This window comes from Bradyrhizobium sp. UFLA05-89, from assembly GCF_059803475.1.
Genome location: NZ_JBANBA010000065.1, coordinates 1 through 17,806, shown reverse-complemented (window position 1 = coordinate 17,806; position 17,806 = coordinate 1). Strand labels below are relative to the sequence as shown.

Here is a 17,806-nt window from a genome sequence, read left to right as displayed (position 1 = left end):
AGTACCTATGCCCAGGCGCGCGGCAGATATGTCCCGCGCTTCCCGATGGTGCTCCATCCAAGGTCGCCAGTCGCGCGAGCGAGGGCTCGTTAGCAGCTTTCGGCGTTCCTCACAACGGCTAGATAGGCGCGAGCCGCGCGCGTTTACAGCGGAAGTTCCGGCTCGCGTCGGGCGTTGCGGCGGGCGTTGGTGACAGCCGGCGAGGCGCTGGAGCGAACAAGGCTCCAGCGGATCGAGGGGGCCTGCCGCGCGTCCTGCCGGATCACGATCTGCGCAGTGCGGCGCGGGCCGTCATTGCCAGCCAAAAACACGCTGTCCTCGAGATCGACCTTGTCGTCCAACGCTTCAAAGGTCCAGACCTCGCGGTTCGGCAGCACCAGCATCACGCCGCGGGCATCCGACAGCCGGCTCGCCTTCACCGCCGGATGCAAATGGAAGCGCAGCGCGAAATCCGCATTCGCACCTTTGAGCCGTCCGCCCTGCGGCGGCGACAGCGTGTCCTCGCCGTCGAGCCGCGCGCCGTCATTGGCGACCATCACCACGCGCCGGTGGATCACGCCGAACTTGGCGAGATAGCCGTCATGCGACGTCGTCAGCAGCGTGCCGTTCTGAACGACCTCGCGAAAATTCTCGACCACGGCCGGCCCCCTGATCACGGGCGCGCCATGCAGCAGCTTCTTCATCGCCGACAGCTCGACGAACTGGCAGGACGATGTTTCGTGATAGGTCAGCGTCGAATGCGCCGCGGTGCCGCGCGCGAATGGCCGCCAATTGTCGCGTCCGGTCGTCGGCATGCCGCAATTGGTCACGATGCGGCTCGTGCCCGACGACAATTCGAACGACAGGCAGCCGGCATGGGCATCGTGGCTGACATTCGCAGGCGGCGGCGCGCCGGTGTCCATGATCAGCGTCAACGCTCCGGCGTCGAGGCGCTGGAAGCCGGTATGCGGCATGGTCGCCATCGGCGCGCCGTGGGTATCGTCATAGGCCAATAGCGTGGCGAGAAGATCCGATGACGTCGCGCTCATGCCGTTGAACAGCGCAAAGTTGCCGTCGCCGTGCCGGAAGAAGCGCAGCATCGGCATCATGCGGTCGATCGCGTTGAGCAGCGCCGGCGGCGGCGCGATGTTGCGCGCTGCAAAGGTCTGGCGCAGTGGCAGCAGGTCGATCAGAAGCTCGATCAACGCGCCGGGATTGCGGGAGACGTGTCCGCCGTCGGGAAGGATTTGGCGCTGCAATTCGTCGGACAGTTTTCGCGAGGCGCTGCGGATGTGGCGCGCCTGGTTGGCGAGACACAGCGAGGCGTAGCAGAGCGCGATCAACACTTGCAGCCGCGGCACCCCGTCCGGGATGTCGACCATGGTGAAACGCAGATAGCGGATTTCGCGCGCCAGCGCCCGCAGGTAGCGGCGATAGAATTTGTTGTCGGTGTCGCCAAGCACAAGCGGCGCCTGCGACAACAGCGAGATCACGCGCCGCGCCAGCACGTCGGCGCGGCGGGCGACCGGGCGCTTGTTGGCGGGATTGGAGATCCAATCTTCGACCAGCGCGCGAGCATTGGCCCGCGTCAGCGCGGTGTCGGCGGCGCGCAAATGGCGCAGCCAACCGAAGCCGAGCAGGGCGACTTCCCAGTCCTCCGACGGCGGCTCGAGATCGAAAATCGAGCGGCCGTGGCAATTGACGATCTTGCCAGCGAAGACGAAGCGCCCGGCATAGATCTCAGCTGCGCGCGTGGCGTCTGCGGTGCGCAGGTCGTGCGGGGCGATGATCAGCCGGTCGGTGCGGCCCGGCCAGAGCCGCGACACCGCCACGGAACCGCCGCTCGCGCGCGCCAGCATGTTCCGCGCGAAGCGGTTCATGACCAACGTCGAGATGCGTCTGCGTTGAGCGACCGACACGCCTTGCCTTGAAGGGGGAGAGGATTCCTGACGAATCCTTTTAATCCCAAAATCGGCCGGCTGACACCACCTTGAAAGGCGGCGAATCAGCATCAGTGGCGCAAAATCCGGTGCAAAATCAGGATTTAACGAGCCGGGCGGCGAAGAACCCGTCGAGCCCGCCGAGCTTCGGGTCGGCGTTCGGCAAATGGCTCGGCAGGGTGCGCAGGTCGCCCTCGGTGGTAATGATCTCGGCTCGGCCCGAGACCTCGGACGGCTGGATCGGCACGCGGCGCAGCGCGGGCTCGGTCGTCAGCAGCGCGGCGATCGCCTGCTCGCCTTCCTCTGGCTCCAGCGAGCAGGTGCAATAGACCAGCGTTCCGCCCGGCCTCAGCAGCGAGACGGATTTCCGCAGCAGGCGCTGCTGAAGCGCCGCGAGCGCCGCGATGTCGGACTCCTGACGCAGCCAGGCCACATCCGGGTGGCGGCGGATCGTGCCGGTCGAGGTACAGGGCGCATCGATCAGGATGCCGTCAAAGCCGTGCTGTGGACCCGCCCATTCCACGGCGTCGGCGACGACGGTTTCGGCCTGCAACGACAACCGCGCCAGATTCTCGCGCAGCCGTGCCACGCGCGCCGGCGAGCGGTCTACGGCGACAACATTCGCGCCGGCGTGCACCAGCTGGGCCGTCTTGCCGCCGGGAGCGGCGCAGAGATCGGCGATGGACTTGCCGGCGATATCGCCGAACAGCCGGGCCGGCAATGCCGCCGCGGCGTCCTGGACCCACCATTGTCCTTCGCTGAAGCCTGGCAGCATGGTCACCGAGCCGTGCAGCAGCGTGCGCACGGTTCCGGTCGGCAGCACCTCTCCGTGCAGGCGACTCGCCCACTGTGCGGCATCCGACTTCACGGTCAGATCGAGTGAGGGCTCATGGCCGAGCGCGAGCGCCATCTCGCGCGCGGTGGTCTCGCCATAATGCGCGCTCCAGCGCGCGAGCAGCCAGGGTGGCAGGTCGAGCGATTGCGTTGCGACTTCCTCCACCAGCGCCTTGCCCTCGCGTGCGCAGCGGCGCAGCACGGCGTTGACGAGGCCGGCATAGCGCGCTGCGCGGCGGTCGGATTGCACCAGGCGGACCGAGAGATCGACCGCCGCGTGATCGGGAACATCCATCCAGAGAATTTGCGCAGCGCCAATCAGGAGCGCGCTTTGCGCGCGCGGCGCCTCGCCAGGGATGCCCTTGTCGAGCAGGCGCGACAGCACGTGGCCCAGCGTGCCGAGCCGACGCAGCACGGTCGCCACCATGCGCCGCATCAGCGCGCGATCGCGATCGGCGAGCGTCTTCAGTCCGGGATGGGCGCCGCCACCGTCGAGCTGATCATCAAGTGTGCGGTGCTTATGCAGGACACCATCGACGATATCTGCGGCGATCCGCCGTGCCGCCAGACCAGGCACTTCGGTGGGTGGAGCAAAACGTTGAGATGGCATGCGGAGGTAAGGTTCTGAGCGAGCGGCAGTTCCGCCGTGAGGGCGCATGCCTGAAGAAGCGCATCTGTGGCATGCGAATATGCCAAATGTAAGAATCGGCTCTGGTTTTTTCAGCCCTGCATGACGATCTCCACCCCTATGCGCGGCGTTTTTTCCGATCGCGCGAGGGGCGCGCCTGGGCTAGGAAGCCAGAGATGAACGACACTCCGTCCAGTCCTCCTCAGCGCAAGGCGCAGACGCCGGCCGCTCAGCGCGCGCTGGCGGAAGCCGAGGCGCGCCGGCGGGCGGCTGTTGCCAATGCCGAAGCCGCACCAAAAGAGCTGCAGGGGCCGAAGGGTCCCGAGCCGACGCGCTATGGCGACTGGGAGCGCAAGGGCATCGCATCGGATTTCTGAGACGGGGCGTCTCTTGCCGGCTCGCCCGACTCAGCCCTAGCGTTGGCCGATGTCTCCCCGCGACCGAATCAATTCGTATCGGCCCTCGTTCAGTGGCACGCCGTTTGGCCGTCGCTTCGCGGGGCTGCTGCCGTGGATGTTCGTGGTTGTTGTCGTCACCGCGGTCGTGCTCACCTTCCGGCACGGGACCAACTGGTCCGCGCGGCATGGCGGTGACGAACGAGCGCAGGACGCCGAGATCATCCTGCAGCAGGCAGGCGATCCCGACATTCGCCAGTCGGTCGACGTCATCCGCACCATCGACGGCGACACGTTTCTCGCGCGTGTGCATCAGCGCAACGGGCGCGATCTCGTCGGGCGGGTCCGCTTGCGCGGCATCGATGCGCCTGAAATGAGGGCGTCCTGTCGGGAAGAGCTGGACAAGGCCGAAGCTGCCACCGATGCGCTACGCAAGCTGCTCGGCCAGGGCGGCGTTGTGATCTACAATCTCGGCCCAGAGAAATACGGGCGCATTCTCGCCGATGTTGCCACCACGCGCACGGCCAACGTCTCGGCTGCGCTGCTCGCGGGCGGTTATGCCCGCAGCTATAATGGCGGCCATCGCGAAGGCTGGTGCGCGCGCAGCTGGCGCTTCTGGCAATAAGAAAGCCGCGTCAGAACGCGGCTTTTCGTCCTGAGGCCCTTCGTTCTCAGCGCGTGACGACCACCGTGGTGCCGACGGGGACGCGGCTATAGAGGTCGGTGATGTCGTCGTTGAGCATGCGGATGCAGCCATAGGAGACGAAGCCGCCGACCGAGCCAGGCACGTTGGTGCCGTGGATGGCATATTCGCCGCCGGCCAGCGTCATCGCCGCAACGCCCATCGGGTTGCGCGGCGAGCCGCCAGGAATCACGTCGGGCATGTTCGGCTTGTCACGCTTCACCTCGGCGGGCGGCGACCAGGCCGGGTTGCGATATTTGCCGTCGATGCGCGTGGTGCCGGCCCACTGCTTGCCGGACTTGCCGACGCCCACGGGGTAGCGCATCGCGTGTTCGCCATCGAGGATGAGATAGAGCCGGCGCTCGTTGGTCCTGACCACGATGGTGCCCGGCGAATAATCGGCTCCGTGCAGCCCCACCATTTCCGGCCGCGCCTCGGCCGCCGTCGACATCAAGATCCCTGCCCCGATGGTGGCGGCCAATGCCACCGCAATCCTCATCGACATTACTTGCTTCCTTATCCGTTGCCCCGAACGGGCCGTCCAAATTGACGCAAAACCCGGCAATTGCCCGCTCGCCCACGCATTCTTAACCGCGCGTGTTAACCGGATGGTTTCCACGCGCCGCGCCTTGGGCCCAGCCGGCAGGGGAACAAAGGAAAAGTTCGAATTAAAGTAAATGACCGGAAAACAACACTTCGCGGGAAAGATACAGGCGCGTTCGCTCACGCCCTGACAAGTGCGTGAGGGTGGTTTGCCAACGGGAAATGCTGTTGAAGCGAGGGACAGTCTCGTGTCCCGGATGCGCTGCAGCGCCTCGGCGCTGCTGCGCTGAGCCGGGACCCAGAAACTTGTCTGCGGCATGGGCCCCGGCTCCGCAGCGCACCGCCGAACTGGACGATGCTTCGCATCGCCAGGGAAGTGCTGCGCTACGTCCGGGGCACGAGAGCGTTCTTACGCCGAGGTCTGTTTCTTGTTCTGGCGATTCTTGACGAGATCGTCGACCACGGCGGGATCGGCGAGCGTCGAGGTATCGCCGAGACTGCCCGGCTCGTCCTCGGCGATCTTGCGCAGGATGCGGCGCATGATCTTGCCGGAGCGCGTCTTGGGCAGGCCGGGTGCGAACTGGATCTGGTCGGGCGAGGCGATCGGGCCGATCTCCTTGCGCACCCAGGTCACGAGCTCCTTGCGCAGATCCTCGCTCGGCTCGACGCCGGCCATCAGGGTGACGTAGGCGTAGATGCCCTGGCCCTTGATGTCGTGCGGGAAGCCGACCACGGCGGCCTCCGACACCTTCTCATGCGCGACCAGCGCGCTCTCGACCTCGGCGGTGCCCATGCGATGGCCGGAGACGTTGATGACGTCATCGACGCGGCCGGTGATCCAGTAATAGCCGTCGGCATCGCGCCGGCAGCCATCGCCGGTAAAATACTTGCCCTTGTAGGTCGAGAAATAGGTCTGCTCGAACCGGGCGTGGTCGCCATAGACCGTGCGCATCATGCCGGGCCAGGAGCGGGTGAGGCAGAGATTGCCCGACGTCTCGCCGTCCAGCACCTTGCCGTCGGCATCGACGATCTCCGGCACCACGCCGAAGAACGGCAGCGTCGCCGAGCCGGGCTTGAGCTTGGTGGCGCCCGGCAGCGGCGTGATCAGGATGCCGCCGGTCTCGGTCTGCCACCAGGTGTCGACGATCGGGCAGCGGTCGTCGCCGACGACGCGGTGGTACCACTCCCAGGCTTCCGGATTGATGGGCTCGCCGACCGAGCCGAGCAGGCGCAGCGAGGCGCGCGAGGTCTTCGTCACCGGCTCGTCGCCGCCCTGCATCAGGGCGCGGATCGCGGTCGGCGCGGTGTAGAAGATGTTGACCTTGTGCTTGTCGATGACGTTCCAGAACCTGGAATTATCGGGGTAGTTCGGCACGCCCTCGAACATCAGCGTGGTCGCGCCGTTGCACAGCGGCCCGTAGAGAATGTAGCTGTGGCCGGTGACCCAGCCGACGTCCGCCGTGCACCAGTAGACGTCGCCGTCGTGATAGTCGAACACGTATTGATGCGTCATCGCGGCGTAGACGAGATAGCCGCCCGAGGTGTGCAGCACGCCCTTCGGCGTTCCGGTCGAGCCCGAGGTGTAGAGGATGAACAGCGGATCCTCGGCGTGCATGTGCTCGGCCGGGCACTCCGTCGTCACCATCCTGGCCGCGTCGTCGTACCAGAGGTCACGCGACGGGGACATCTCGACTTTGCCGCCGGTGCGCTTGACCACGATGACCCAGTCGACGCCTTCGGTCTTGGCGAGCGCCGCATCGACATTGGCCTTCAGCGGCACCTTCCTGCCGCCGCGCAGGCCCTCGTCGGCGGTGATGATCACCTTGGATTTGCAGTCGTTGATGCGCTGGGCGAGGCTGTCGGGCGAGAAGCCGGCGAACACCACCGAGTGGATCGCGCCGATCCGCGCGCAGGCCAGCATCGCATAGGCGGCCTCGGGGATCATCGGCAGGTAGATGGTGACGCGGTCGCCCTTCTTGACGTTGCGGGTGCGCAGGATGTTGGCCATCCGGCAGACCTCGTCGTGCAGCTCCTTGTAGGTGATGTGCTTCGACTGCGAGGGATCGTCGCCCTCCCAGATGATCGCGGTCTGGTTGGCGCGCTTGGCGAGGTGCCGGTCGATGCAGTTCCAGGCGACGTTGAGGACGCCGTCCTCGAACCACTTGATGGAGACGTTGCCGGGCGCGAAGGAGACGTTCTCGATCCTGGTCGGAGCCTTCATCCAGTCGATGCGCTTGGCCTGCTCGGCCCAGAACGCGTTCGGGTCCGAGATCGAGCGGGCGTACATGTCCTTGTACTTGGCCTGGTCGACCCAGGCGCGCTTCGCCCACTCTGCCGGCACGTCGTAGATCTTCTCGGACATGTTTTCCTCCACCAAGCGGCAAGCTCAACGCCACGCCGACATCATTTGAATGATTATGCGTCGGGCTTACCGCGCCCGACAAGGAGGACAAGCTGGACCTTCGGCGGGCATCCGACCATGCGCAGGATCAAGTCGGTGAGTGTGCCTGTCGCAAATCTGAAACAACCGGGGTGAGGGCTCCTCCGCTCTTTACCGAACCTCGCGGAAGCGGCGACGCAGACCCTCCATGCACGGGTTGGAGGTATTTAGAAACCAATCGTCACTGATTCGGGACTCGCAATGCCGTTCGGAACCTCCTAAATGGCCTGACCGGGGTCCAACGAGACCCGCTGGGAACAAAAATCAAAACAACAGCATTGTTCGATAACAGGCGGAGCTAAGGCGTAAGACTATGATGGATCAGCAGAATTTCGGGACAATGCGGCCCGCTTCAGCCGATCCCGCCGCTATTGCGCTCGCCAAAGCCCTCGGACAATGGCCGAAACCGACTGGTTTCAGGCGTCCCAGCCCGAAGAAGACCTTCGACACGGCAGCTGCGACCTCGGTCGAGGCGCTGGCCAAGGAATTGGGCCTGCGGCTCGGCGACCAGAATGAGCTGACCATCCGCCGCATCAAGCGCGGCAAGGGCTATTCCTTCGTCCGCCCCAACGGCGCCCATATCCGCGACGCTCGCACCATCCGCCGGCTCCATGCCATGGCGGTGCCGCCGGCCTATCGCGAGGTGCGTTACTCGGCCGATCCGAGCTCGCATCTCCAGGCGGTGGGTCGCGATGCCGCAGGGCGGCTGCAATATCGCTATCACGCCGACTGGGAAAAGGTCCGCGAGCAGCGCAAGGCGCATCGCCTGGAAAAGCTCGTCGGCGCGCTGCCGAAGATACGGCGCAAGGTCTCGATGTTCCTGTCGGGCGAGGAGCCGACGCGCGAGTTCGCGCTCTCGGCGGTGATCGAACTGATCGCCCGCACCGCGATCCGTCCCGGCAATGAATCCTATGCCCGCCTCAACGGCACCCGCGGCGCCACCACGCTGCTGAAGTCCAACGTCACGCTGGAAGACGACTGCTTCGTGCTGACCTTCAAGGCCAAGGGCGGCAAGGCGGTGCGGAAGGAATGCGACGCGGCCAAGCTGGTCCGTGCCATCGGCATTCTGCGCGGCGTGCCGGGCAAGCGCATGTTCCAGTATCGCGATGCCTCCGGCACCGTGCGCGCCGTGAATACCACGCAGGTCAACGCGTTCCTGCGCGAGATCGCCGGCATCAAGATTTCGCTGAAGGATTTTCGTACGCTGATGGCCTCGGCCGTCGTCGTGGAATCGCTGTCGCGGATCACGCCGGCGACCAGCCAGCGCGGCCGCAAGCGTCAGGTGCTGGATGCGATCCGTGCCGCTGCCGACCAGCTCTCCAACACGCCGGCGATCTGCCGCAGGAGCTACGTCCACGACACCATCGTCACCGCGTTCGAGGACGGCATCCTCGAGCGTTTTGCCGCGACGATGAAGGGTCAGCGCTCACAGGCGAGGCGCGAGCAGCTTCTGGCGCAGGTGGTGGCGACGGCTGCGGTATAACCAATTTGCCCCGGGTGGGGAAAGGCGCGAAGCGCTGTGCCCACCATCTCTCCGCGATTGCGAAAGAAAAAAAAGTGGTGGGCACGCTTCGCTCTGCCCACCCTACGAATGCCTACCGAATTCCACCGAGTAACGCCGGCTACATCTTGCTCTCAGGCTTCATCACGTCGGGTCCGGGATCTCGGCCTCCGGCCACGAGGCTCAACCGGCGCAGATAATGCGCCCAGCCCTTGCTATGGGCGTCGCATTGTTCTGCGGTCGGCAGGCCGCTATGCGTCATGCGGAGCAGCGTGCCGCCATCGCGTTCGATCAGGTCAATCTCGATCAGGCTCGAGCCGGGTGGCACTTCCTGACCGCCTTCCCAACCGAACGTGTAGGCGAGCCGATGCACCGGCACGACCTCGCGAAACGCGCCGCGGGCGACGCCGCCGCGCTGGCCAATACCCTTCAGCAGGTAAAGCCCGCCAGGCTGCGTCTCGAACGTCGCCTCCGAGCCCATCCAGTTCACGATTTTGTCGGGGTCGGCGAGGTAAGCGAAGACAGTGGCACGCGGGGCGGGGATATGGGTCTCGCGGCGGACTATGAAGGGCTCAGTCATCGGCGTCGGTTCCCTGGCTGCATTAGGCAGATGGCGCCGCTACGGTGCCTCTTCAAGGCCCGCCATCGAGGATAGGTCGTGACAAAAAAGGCGCGCAGACCGCATGATCGCGCCATGCAGTTGTCCTCGACGCTCGCCTGGCTCGTCGATGCCGCCGCTGAGACCACGGGCGCCGACCGCTTGCTCGCGGATCTCGGCAGGCATCTGGTTGCGGATGGATTGCCGCTCGTCGCGGGCAGCCTGACCCTGGACGTCCCGCATCCCCTGATCGCACAGCGAACCTGGCTGTGGCGCGCCGACAGTGGCGAGGTCGTCGAAGCTCTCGGTTTTGCGCCGGGGGCTGCCGCGCTCGCGCCACGCAACGATGCCGGCCGGCGCTGGCTGAGTGCAACAGCCACCGGCATCGTCCACGAGGACGTAATCGGGCCGCGTCCGGACGGGCCGTTGCTCGGCTGGATCGGGCCGCGTCCGTTCACGCCGCGCGAGATCGACGATCTCCAGCAAGCCGCGCGCTTCGCCGCCGCACCGCTCGCCGTGCTCGCCGCGCGTGCCACGTTGGCGGCAGCGCTCGAAGCCTATCTCGGCCGGCGCAGCGCCGAGCGCGTGCTGGCGGCGCCGCTGCGCCGCGATCTCGGCGAAACCATCCAGGCTGCACTGCTCTATGCCGACCTGCGCGATTTCACGGCCTTGTCCGAAGGCAACCCGCCGGCCGCCGTCATTTCAGCGCTCGATGCCTGGTTCGATCGCATCGCGGGCGCGGTGCACGCCTTTGGCGGCGAGGTGCTGAAATTCATCGGCGATGGAGTGCTGGCGATTTTTCCGGTTGTGGGCGCATCACCGCGCGAGGCTTGCGGCGCCGCCTTGCGCGCGGCGACCGCGGCGCGCGCCGGCATGATGCACCTCGATGACGAACGGCGCCGCCAGGGATTGCCGTCGCTGTCGTTCGGCGCCGCGCTTCATCTCGGCGAGATGCTGTGGGGCAATATCGGCGCAGCCAATCGGCTGGATTTCACCGCGATCGGTTCGGCCGTCAATTTGGTCAGCCGGCTCGAGGGATTGTGCAAGCCGCTCGGCAAGACGGTTCTGGTGTCGGGTGCGCTCGCCGCCGAGACCGACACGCCATTGCTGCCGCTTGGAATGCATCCGCTGCGTGGGATCGTAGAGCCATGCGAAGTGTTCGCGCTGCCGGACGGTTGATGGAATAGTTGGCTGCCGGTGGGCAAAGGCGCGCGCTTCGCGCGCCGTGCCCACCATCTCTCAATGCTTGCTCTCAATGCTTGCGAAAGAAGAGGTGGGCACGCTTCGCTTTGCCCACCCTACGATTCGGACTACGGCAGTAACTACAGCCCGCCCATCTTGCAGACGAGCTTCCATTCGTCCGCCGTCACCGGCTGCACGGAGAGGCGCGAGTATTTCACCAGCGCCATGTCGGCGAGCTTCTTGTCGGCCTTGACGGCAGCCATCGTCACCGGCGTCTTCAATGGCTTGTCGGCCTTGATGTCGACGCAGACGAACTTGCCGGTCTTGTCGGTCGGATCAGGATAGGCCTCCTTGATGATTTCCGCGATGCCGACGATCTCCTTGCCCTCGTTGGAATGATAGAAGAACGCCTTGTCGCCCTTCTTCATGCTCACGAGATTCTGCCGCGCGGTGAAGTTGCGTACGCCGGTCCAGGCTTCGCCCTTGGTGCCCTTGGCGACCTGCTGGTCCCACGACCAGACGGACGGTTCGGATTTCACCAGCCAGTAATTCATAACGTGTCCCATCCGTTCGTCATGGCCGGGCTTGTCCCGGCCATCGACGTCTTTGCCACGTACTCAATATCAAGACGTGGATGCCCGCGACAAGCGCGGGCATGACGTCGGAAATCATTCCTCTGCCTTGAAGGGGCGCGTCAAAAGTCCGGATATTGCGGCGTCGATCGTGCTCTTGCCGCTCAGGATCGCTGCGACGGCTTCTGATACCGGCATCTCGATGTTTTGCAAAGATGCGAGCTCGATCAGCACGGGTGCGGTGAATTCGCCTTCGGCGAGCTTGCCGGCTGGCGCCGTCTCGCCGCGCCCGAGTGCAAGCCCGAGCGCGAAGTTGCGCGATTGCGGGCTCGAACAGGTCAGAATCAGGTCGCCAAGGCCGGACAGCCCTGCAAGCGTCTCGCTACGCGCGCCGAGTGCACGGCCGAAGCGGGCGAGCTCGGCAAAGCCGCGTGTGGTCAACGCGGCCTGCGCGGAAGCGCCGAGCTTGCGGCCAACGGCAATGCCGACGGCGATCGCCAGCACGTTCTTGGCCGCGCCGCCGATTTCGACGCCGCGCACATCGGTCGAGTGATAGGGCCGGAATGTCGGCGAGCCCAGCGCCTGCACCAGCGCGCTGGCGAGCTGCTCGTCTTTTGCAGCCAGCGTCACCGCCGTCGGCAGGCCGCGCGCGACGTCGTCGGCGAAGCTCGGCCCCGACAGGATCGCAGGCTGCGCCATCGGTGCGGCTTCCGCGATCACGTCGGTCATGAATTTATGGGTGCCGTGCTCGATGCCCTTGGCGCAGGCGACCACCGGAGTTGGCTTGGTCAAATGCGGCGCCAGCGTGTTGATCGCGCCGCGCAGGTGCTGCGCGGGCGTCACGATCAGCAGGATATCTGCGCGCGCCGCGAGCGCCAGCTCGCTCGTCACCACGATGTCGGGCGACAATTTTACGCCGGGCAGCCGCGGATTTTCTCGCGACGAGGCAATCCGGCCTGCGTGCTCGGCGTTGCGGGCGCGCAGCGTCACTGTTCTTCCCGCCCGTGCGGCGACCGTCGCCAGCGCCGTGCCCCAGGCGCCCGCACCGATCACCGAGACGGACTGAAAGGATGTCATCGCTAAAATCCTGCGCGCGTGTTGGCGTAGCCTTTGGGCGCCGTCGCGTTGGCATCGAGCAGCCACCGCGCGCGGGGCTGGGCATCCATCGTGTCGGTGAGGCCGAGCGCGAGACGCTCGGCGCCGGCCCAGGCGATCATTGCGCCGTTGTCCGTGCAGAGCGCGGGCGGCGGCATGATCAGTCGCGTCCCGGCCGCATCCGCAACGTTCTGCAACGCGCCGCGGATCGCCTGATTGGCCGCAACTCCGCCGGCCGCGACGAGCGCCTGCGGTGCGCCGAACTGCTCGCGGAACAGCCTGAGGCCCATGCTCAGGCGGTCGGCGGTCGAGTCCAGCACCGCGGCCTGAAAACTCGCGCAGAGATCGCTGATGTCCTGTGGCTCGAGCGGCGTGATCCGGCTCGCTTCGTTGCGCACCGCCGTCTTTAGTCCCGACAGCGAGAAATTGGCATCGCGCCGTCCCTGCATCGGCCGCGGAAACGCGAATCGCGCTGCATCGCCGTCTGCCGCGGCGCGCTCGACCTGCGGTCCGCCGGGATAAGGCAGCCCGAGCATCTTCGCGACCTTGTCGAAGGCTTCGCCGATCGCATCGTCGACGGTGGTGCCGAGCCGAATATATTGTCCGACGCCGACCACGGCGACGATCTGGGTGTGGCCGCCCGAAGCCAGGAACAGGCAATAGGGGAATTCGAGGTGATCGGTCAGCCGTGGCGTCAGCGCATGCGCCTCGAGATGGTTCACCGCGACGAGGGGGGTGTCGTGCACCATCGCGATCGCCTTCGCGGTGGTGAGCCCGACGATCACGCCGCCGATCAATCCCGGTCCGGCAGCGGCCGCGACACCCGACAACTCTGCGAAGCCGACGCCGGCCTCTTTCATCGCGCGGTCAATGATACCGTCGAGAAGGTCGACATGGGCGCGCGCAGCGATCTCCGGCACCACGCCGCCGAAGCGGGCGTGCTCCTCGATCTGCGAGCGCACGATGTTCGAGAGAATCCTGCCGTCGCCGTCGCCCGCGCGCGCGATCACAGCAGCGGCGGTTTCGTCGCAGGTGGTTTCGATGCCCAATACCAGCATTGGCGAATTGTTATCCAATTTGCGCCCTTGCGCTCTTCCGCAAAGCAGAGTTCTGGTACGTCCGGTAGCATTCCGAGGTCGTCAAAGGCAATCGCGCCTTGAGGGCTTCTGGAACACCGGGTCGCGGTGCGCCGGAGAATAGAGATCATGGCCATTCTTGTCACACGGCCGCATCCCGACAATGAGGCCACCGCGGCAGACTTGCGTGCCCTGGGCTATGTGGTGCTGCTGGCGCCGGCGCTCAAGTTCGAGCCGGTAGCGTTTCGCGACGAAAGCGAGGCAAGCTATGGCGGCATCATCGTCACCTCGGCGAACGCGATCCGCGCCATCGCGCCGCAATTGCGCGAGCTTCGTCTGTCACAACTGCCGCTGTTCGCGGTCGGCGAGCACACCGCGAGCGCCGCGCGCGAGGCCGGCTTTACCGAGGTCATCGTCGCCGGCGGCGATGCGGCGGTGTTAAGGGACAAGGTGCTGCAAAGCGCGCGCGACAAGGTCGTGAAGAAAAAGGGCGCGCTGCTCTATCTCGCGGGGGCTGATCTGTCGCGCGATCTTTCGGCCGAGCTCGGTGCGGAAGGATTCAACGTGGTCACGCAAACCATCTATCGCATGGTGCCGGTCAAGCATCTGCCGCGCGAGGTCTGCGAAGGTTTTGCTGCCCATGGCATCCGGGCCGTCTTGCACTATTCGCGGCGCAGCGCGCGCGCCTTTTTGGATGCGGCGCGCGACGAGGGCGTCGAAATCTCCGCGCTGTCGATTCCGCAGTGCTGCCTGTCCGAGAGCATCGCCGGCGTGCTCCGTGAGGCCGGCGCGACGCAGGTTGCGGTCGCGGCCTCGCCGGACGAAAATGCCTTAATTGAGACCTTGGCGCGTGCTTTGCGCACCCGTTTGGCGTAAGAGAACGGGCCGAATCCTTCGCGAAAGGGGTCCGGTCCGAGTACGTTGCTTGCAATTGTGAGGGAAACGTCACGATGGCCGAAGACAAGCCTGAAGACGCAGGATTGGCCCCCGAGTCAGGTCGTGCCAAGCGCACTCCGCCCACCATCGATCTCGAGGCGACCGAGGTGTCCACCCAGCCCCAGCAGGCGCCCGACGAGGCGCAGCCGGAGCCGGCCGAGGTCGATGCGGTGAAAGCCGAATCCGTCGCGGCCGAGGCAACCAAGCCCCAAGCAGCCAGGCCAGAAGACGAGCCGGAACGCGCCGAGGCCCGGGCCGAGCTCCCTCCGACGTCCAAGCCGGTGTCCCCCTGGGTCATCGCGCCGCTGTCGGGCGCGGTCGCAGCCGCACTGGTGATCGCTGTCGGGTGGATGCTGGGCTGGCCCCAAGTCGGCCAAGAACCTGTGCAGGCTCCATCAGCGCCGCAGGTTACGACTGCGACGGTCGATGCACTGAGCGGACGCCTCGCCGTTGTCGAGACCAAGGTCAACAAATCAGCGGCACCTGCGGCAGACCCGGCCGCAGCGGCGCGGCTTGACGCGCTGGACAAATCCGTCACCACCCTGCGCAGCGACATCGCGAGCCTGCGCACGCAATCGGACAAGCTCGGCAGTGCACTGAACGACGTGAAGTCGGCGCCGCGCGACGCGGCTGCCGCGCCGGATTTGTCGGATATCAACGATCGCATCGCGCAGCTCGAGCGCACCATCAAGGCCGAGCGTGCCGAGCTCGCACAGCAGGGCGAGAAGATCGCCGATGCAAAGTCGACCGACGACAAGGCAATGCGTCGCGTCGTTGCGGCGGCGCTGCTCGACGTGGCCGTTCGTCACGGCGATGGCTATGCAGCGCAGCTTGCGGCAGCGAAATCCTTTGCGCCTGATCCCCAGGCGTTGAAGCCGCTCGAGACGTTCGCATCCGCAGGCATTCCGTCTCCGGTCTCGCTGAGCCGCGAGCTCCTCAACATCGTGCCAAAACTGTCGCCACCGGCGGAGGCGCAGCCCAGCGGCGGCATTATCGAACACCTTCAGGCGGGCGCCTCAAAACTCGTTCGCATCGAGCGCACCGACAGTGGCGGCAATGATCGCGGCGCGATCGTCGGGCGGGTGACCGCGGCGGCGCTGCGCAACGATTTCGACACGGCGCGGCGCGAGTTGAAGGGCTTGCCGGAAGCCGATCGCGAAGCTGCGAAAGCCTGGCTCGACAAGACCGATGCGCGCGATGCCGCGCTCGCCGCGTCCCGCAAATTCGCCGACGATGCCATGGCGGATCTCGCCAAACCCGCGCAATAGGCCGCGCCTGAAGGGATCACCATGCTTCGCGTCGTATCGTTCCTCATCCTCATCGCACTTGCCGCGGCCGGCGCGGCCTGGGTTGCCGATCAGACTGGCGATGTCATCCTGACCTGGGGCAACTTACGCGCCACGACGACGGTGCCGGTGTTCGCGTTCGGGCTCGGCCTTGTTGCGGTGGCTGCCATATTCGCCTGGAGCATTTTGAGCGGGATCTGGCGAACGCCGGCGCGGATGCGTCGCCGTCGCCACGAGAAGCGCCATGCGCGTGGCCGCCACGCCATCACCCATGGCCTGCTGGCGATCGGCCATGGCGACAGCGCGCGTGCGCGCCGCCATGCGGAAGCCGCGCGGCGGCATGCGCCGGACGATCCTTTGGCGCTGCTGCTGCATGCGCAGTCGGCGCAGCTCGACGGCAATCGCGACGAGGCGCAGCGAGCTTTCCGCGCCATGGCCGAACGACCCGACACGCGGCTCCTCGGCCTGCGCGGCCTGTTCATCGAGGCGCAGCGCGCCGATGACGCCGTTTCCGCAGTGATGATCGCGGAGGAGGCAATCAAGTTGTCGCCGTCCTCGACCTGGGCCTCGCAGGCGGTGCTCGGTTTCCGCTGCGCGCGCAGCGACTGGAGCGGCGCGCTTGCGATCCTCGATTCAAATCTCTCCGCGGGCCTGATCGACAAGAAGACCTGGCGCCGGCAGCGCGGTGTCCTGCTCACCGCGCGCGCGCTGGAGCTCGAGACCATGGACCGCGACGTGGCGCGCGAGAGCGTGATGGAAGCGGTGAAACTCGCACCGACGCTGGTGCCGGCTGCAGCCCTCGCGGCGAAATTCGAGAGCGAGGCGCATCAGGTGCGTCGCGCCATGAAGCTGGTGGAAGCTGCCTGGCTCTCCCATCCGCATCCCGATCTTGCGGACGCCTATGCGCATGTGAAGCTCGGCGATTCCGCGCGGCAGCGCCTGCAGAGGATCGAGACGCTGGCGGCCAAGACGCCCGGTCATGTCGAGGGCCAGCTCGCGCTCGCGCGCGCCGCGATCGATGCATCCGAATTCGCCCGCGCGCGCGAGGCGCTGGCACCGCTGGTCAACGATCCGACCCAGCGGGTTGCGCTGCTGATGGCGGAGATCGAGCGCGCCGAACATGGCGACAGCGGCCGCGCGCGGGCCTGGACCTTGCGCGCGGTGCGCGCGCGTCACGACCCGGCCTGGACGGCCGACGGCTATGTCAGCAACCGCTGGCGTCCGGTTTCGCCGGTTACCGGCCGGCTCGACGCCTTCCAATGGCAGACGCCGGTGGCGAGCCTGCCCTCGGACAAGGGCACGACGATCGAGGCCTCCCCGTTCGAGGAGGCCATGCTGGCTGCCCCGCCGCCGAAGCGGATTACCGTGAGTAGCGAGGCGCTAGAACCGATCCAGCCGGCGCCTGCGCCAGCCGCGCAGGACAACCTGCCGCCCGCACCCAAGCCTTTGGAGATCAAGCCTTCGGAGGCCAAGATTTCGGAAGCCAAGCCTTCCGAGATCAAGGCGCCGGAGGCAAAGACAGAAGCCAAGACGGTCGACGTCAAAATGTCCGAAGCGAAAGTGTCCGACGCGTCAGAGCCGGCCACGGAGACCACTGAGCTGGCCAAACCGGCCGAGGGGCCCGCCGAATCAGCCACCATTGCGGCCACACCCATGTTCCGCGCCCGGGCCGACCTCGGCAAGCCGGTGTCTTCGCCGATTCCCGCCGTCATCCCGATCATCCGCGCACCCGATGACCCCGGAATCGATGACGAGGGCCCCAGCGACGAATTTACGGAACAAATCGGCACGCCGAAGGCCCAGGCCGGCGGTTGGCGGGGGTTCTGGTCCCGCTGGGGCCGCTGATCGGCAAGTTCGGCCCGGCTTGTCCTTGCCAATTCCGGCCATGCCCGATATCAGGGGCGCGCGTATTTGGGGCCGCGGGTCGTGTCGGCCCCCAAGGATCTCCCAAGGGTCCGCCGCAATAGCTCAGTTGGTAGAGCACGTCATTCGTAATGACGGGGTCGGGGGTTCGAGTCCCTCTTGCGGCACCACCTTCTCCCTGTCCGGCCCGAAGACATGGGTAACGGACCGTACCTAAGACATGGGTGACAGCCTCGTGCCGAACGGGTTGTCGAGG

15 protein-coding genes, 1 tRNA gene and 1 riboswitch are annotated in these 17,806 nt (G+C 66.2%); of the genes, 8 read left to right on the top strand and 8 right to left on the bottom strand.

The window, feature by feature from the left end:
• Positions 1-2: 2 nt before the first annotated feature.
• Positions 3-84: riboswitch (ZMP/ZTP riboswitch) on the bottom strand.
• 59 nt (positions 85-143) lie between these two features.
• Together SO139_RS28175 and SO139_RS28170 are read right to left on the bottom strand one after the other, a co-directional pair.
• Positions 144-1,859 (bottom strand): heparinase II/III family protein, encoded by a 1,716-nt coding sequence (locus tag SO139_RS28175; protein WP_449380275.1) that lies wholly within the window; start codon positions 1,857-1,859, stop codon positions 144-146.
• A 157-nt stretch (positions 1,860-2,016) separates the two neighbouring features.
• Entirely contained in the window at positions 2,017-3,363 is a 1,347-nt protein-coding gene (locus SO139_RS28170; protein ID WP_449380274.1) for an RsmB/NOP family class I SAM-dependent RNA methyltransferase, read from the bottom strand.
• A gap of 194 nt (positions 3,364-3,557) precedes the next feature.
• On the opposite strand from SO139_RS28170, the gene SO139_RS28165 reads away from it, so the two are divergent.
• Both SO139_RS28165 and SO139_RS28160 read left to right on the top strand, forming a co-directional pair.
• A complete protein-coding gene (locus tag SO139_RS28165; RefSeq protein ID WP_449380273.1) occupies positions 3,558-3,758 on the top strand; it encodes a DUF1674 domain-containing protein in 201 nt (66 codons plus the stop codon).
• 49 nt (positions 3,759-3,807) lie between these two features.
• The gene (locus SO139_RS28160; RefSeq protein WP_449380272.1) at positions 3,808-4,401 is read left to right on the top strand and encodes a thermonuclease family protein; all 594 of its coding nucleotides are present in this window, start codon (positions 3,808-3,810) and stop codon (positions 4,399-4,401) included.
• A gap of 46 nt (positions 4,402-4,447) precedes the next feature.
• Here the strand turns inward: SO139_RS28160 and SO139_RS28155 are convergent, their stop codons facing one another.
• The gene (locus tag SO139_RS28155) at positions 4,448-4,963 is read right to left on the bottom strand and encodes a L,D-transpeptidase (protein ID WP_449380271.1); all 516 of its coding nucleotides are present in this window, start codon (positions 4,961-4,963) and stop codon (positions 4,448-4,450) included.
• 447 nt (positions 4,964-5,410) lie between these two features.
• On the bottom strand, positions 5,411-7,363 hold the full coding sequence (gene acs / locus SO139_RS28150) for an acetate--CoA ligase (protein WP_449380270.1): 1,953 nt from the start codon (positions 7,361-7,363) through the stop codon (positions 5,411-5,413).
• Between the two features lie 391 nt (positions 7,364-7,754).
• On the opposite strand from acs, the gene SO139_RS28145 reads away from it, so the two are divergent.
• Entirely contained in the window at positions 7,755-8,924 is a 1,170-nt protein-coding gene (locus SO139_RS28145; RefSeq protein ID WP_449380269.1) for a DNA topoisomerase IB, read from the top strand.
• 139 nt (positions 8,925-9,063) lie between these two features.
• On the opposite strand, the gene SO139_RS28140 is transcribed toward SO139_RS28145, so the two are convergent.
• Positions 9,064-9,522: an SRPBCC family protein gene (locus tag SO139_RS28140; protein WP_449380268.1), complete on the bottom strand. Its 459-nt coding sequence runs from the start codon at positions 9,520-9,522 to the stop codon at positions 9,064-9,066.
• 114 nt (positions 9,523-9,636) lie between these two features.
• Here SO139_RS28140 and SO139_RS28135 point away from each other — a divergent pair, with 114 nt between their 5' ends.
• Positions 9,637-10,719, top strand: coding sequence for an adenylate/guanylate cyclase domain-containing protein (locus SO139_RS28135; protein ID WP_449380340.1), 1,083 nt, complete (start codon positions 9,637-9,639; stop codon positions 10,717-10,719).
• A gap of 143 nt (positions 10,720-10,862) precedes the next feature.
• Here SO139_RS28135 and SO139_RS28130 read toward each other — a convergent pair whose 3' ends face one another.
• The 3 genes from SO139_RS28130 to tsaD all read right to left on the bottom strand — a co-directional run bounded on the left by SO139_RS28130 (position 10,863) and on the right by tsaD (position 13,447).
• Positions 10,863-11,276 carry an EVE domain-containing protein gene (locus tag SO139_RS28130; RefSeq protein ID WP_449380267.1) on the bottom strand — a complete coding sequence of 138 codons (414 nt, stop codon included), beginning with the start codon at positions 11,274-11,276 and terminating at the stop codon, positions 10,863-10,865.
• Positions 11,277-11,390: 114 nt separating this feature from the next.
• Entirely contained in the window at positions 11,391-12,371 is a 981-nt protein-coding gene (locus tag SO139_RS28125; protein ID WP_449380266.1) for an NAD(P)H-dependent glycerol-3-phosphate dehydrogenase, read from the bottom strand.
• Positions 12,372-12,373: 2 nt separating this feature from the next.
• The gene (gene tsaD, locus SO139_RS28120) at positions 12,374-13,447 is read right to left on the bottom strand and encodes a tRNA (adenosine(37)-N6)-threonylcarbamoyltransferase complex transferase subunit TsaD (RefSeq protein WP_474799753.1); all 1,074 of its coding nucleotides are present in this window, start codon (positions 13,445-13,447) and stop codon (positions 12,374-12,376) included.
• A 147-nt stretch (positions 13,448-13,594) separates the two neighbouring features.
• On the opposite strand from tsaD, the gene SO139_RS28115 reads away from it, so the two are divergent.
• The 4 genes from SO139_RS28115 to SO139_RS28100 all read left to right on the top strand — a co-directional run bounded on the left by SO139_RS28115 (position 13,595) and on the right by SO139_RS28100 (position 17,720).
• A complete protein-coding gene (locus SO139_RS28115) occupies positions 13,595-14,341 on the top strand; it encodes a uroporphyrinogen-III synthase (protein WP_449380264.1) in 747 nt (248 codons plus the stop codon).
• Positions 14,342-14,415: 74 nt separating this feature from the next.
• On the top strand, positions 14,416-15,669 hold the full coding sequence (locus SO139_RS28110) for a COG4223 family protein (protein WP_449380263.1): 1,254 nt from the start codon (positions 14,416-14,418) through the stop codon (positions 15,667-15,669).
• A gap of 21 nt (positions 15,670-15,690) precedes the next feature.
• The gene (locus tag SO139_RS28105) at positions 15,691-17,532 is read left to right on the top strand and encodes a heme biosynthesis protein HemY (protein WP_449380262.1); all 1,842 of its coding nucleotides are present in this window, start codon (positions 15,691-15,693) and stop codon (positions 17,530-17,532) included.
• 112 nt (positions 17,533-17,644) lie between these two features.
• Positions 17,645-17,720 (top strand) — tRNA-Thr (locus tag SO139_RS28100).
• Positions 17,721-17,806 lie beyond the last annotated feature (86 nt).

Excerpts from the sequence above, each read along its gene's own strand:
- SO139_RS28175 (WP_449380275.1), bottom strand. The coding sequence starts at position 1,859 with ATGAACCGCTTCGCGCGGAACATGCTGGCGCGCGCGAGCGGCGGTTCC.
- SO139_RS28170 (WP_449380274.1), bottom strand. The coding sequence starts at position 3,363 with ATGCCATCTCAACGTTTTGCTCCACCCACCGAAGTGCCTGGTCTGGCG.
- SO139_RS28165 (WP_449380273.1), top strand. The coding sequence starts at position 3,558 with ATGAACGACACTCCGTCCAGTCCTCCTCAGCGCAAGGCGCAGACGCCG.
- SO139_RS28160 (WP_449380272.1), top strand. The coding sequence starts at position 3,808 with ATGTCTCCCCGCGACCGAATCAATTCGTATCGGCCCTCGTTCAGTGGC.
- SO139_RS28155 (WP_449380271.1), bottom strand. The coding sequence starts at position 4,963 with ATGTCGATGAGGATTGCGGTGGCATTGGCCGCCACCATCGGGGCAGGG.
- acs (WP_449380270.1), bottom strand. The coding sequence starts at position 7,363 with ATGTCCGAGAAGATCTACGACGTGCCGGCAGAGTGGGCGAAGCGCGCC.
- SO139_RS28145 (WP_449380269.1), top strand. The coding sequence starts at position 7,755 with ATGATGGATCAGCAGAATTTCGGGACAATGCGGCCCGCTTCAGCCGAT.
- SO139_RS28140 (WP_449380268.1), bottom strand. The coding sequence starts at position 9,522 with ATGACTGAGCCCTTCATAGTCCGCCGCGAGACCCATATCCCCGCCCCG.
- SO139_RS28135 (WP_449380340.1), top strand. The coding sequence starts at position 9,637 with ATGCAGTTGTCCTCGACGCTCGCCTGGCTCGTCGATGCCGCCGCTGAG.
- SO139_RS28130 (WP_449380267.1), bottom strand. The coding sequence starts at position 11,276 with ATGAATTACTGGCTGGTGAAATCCGAACCGTCCGTCTGGTCGTGGGAC.
- SO139_RS28125 (WP_449380266.1), bottom strand. The coding sequence starts at position 12,371 with ATGACATCCTTTCAGTCCGTCTCGGTGATCGGTGCGGGCGCCTGGGGC.
- tsaD (WP_474799753.1), bottom strand. The coding sequence starts at position 13,447 with ATGCTGGTATTGGGCATCGAAACCACCTGCGACGAAACCGCCGCTGCT.
- SO139_RS28115 (WP_449380264.1), top strand. The coding sequence starts at position 13,595 with ATGGCCATTCTTGTCACACGGCCGCATCCCGACAATGAGGCCACCGCG.
- SO139_RS28110 (WP_449380263.1), top strand. The coding sequence starts at position 14,416 with ATGGCCGAAGACAAGCCTGAAGACGCAGGATTGGCCCCCGAGTCAGGT.
- SO139_RS28105 (WP_449380262.1), top strand. The coding sequence starts at position 15,691 with ATGCTTCGCGTCGTATCGTTCCTCATCCTCATCGCACTTGCCGCGGCC.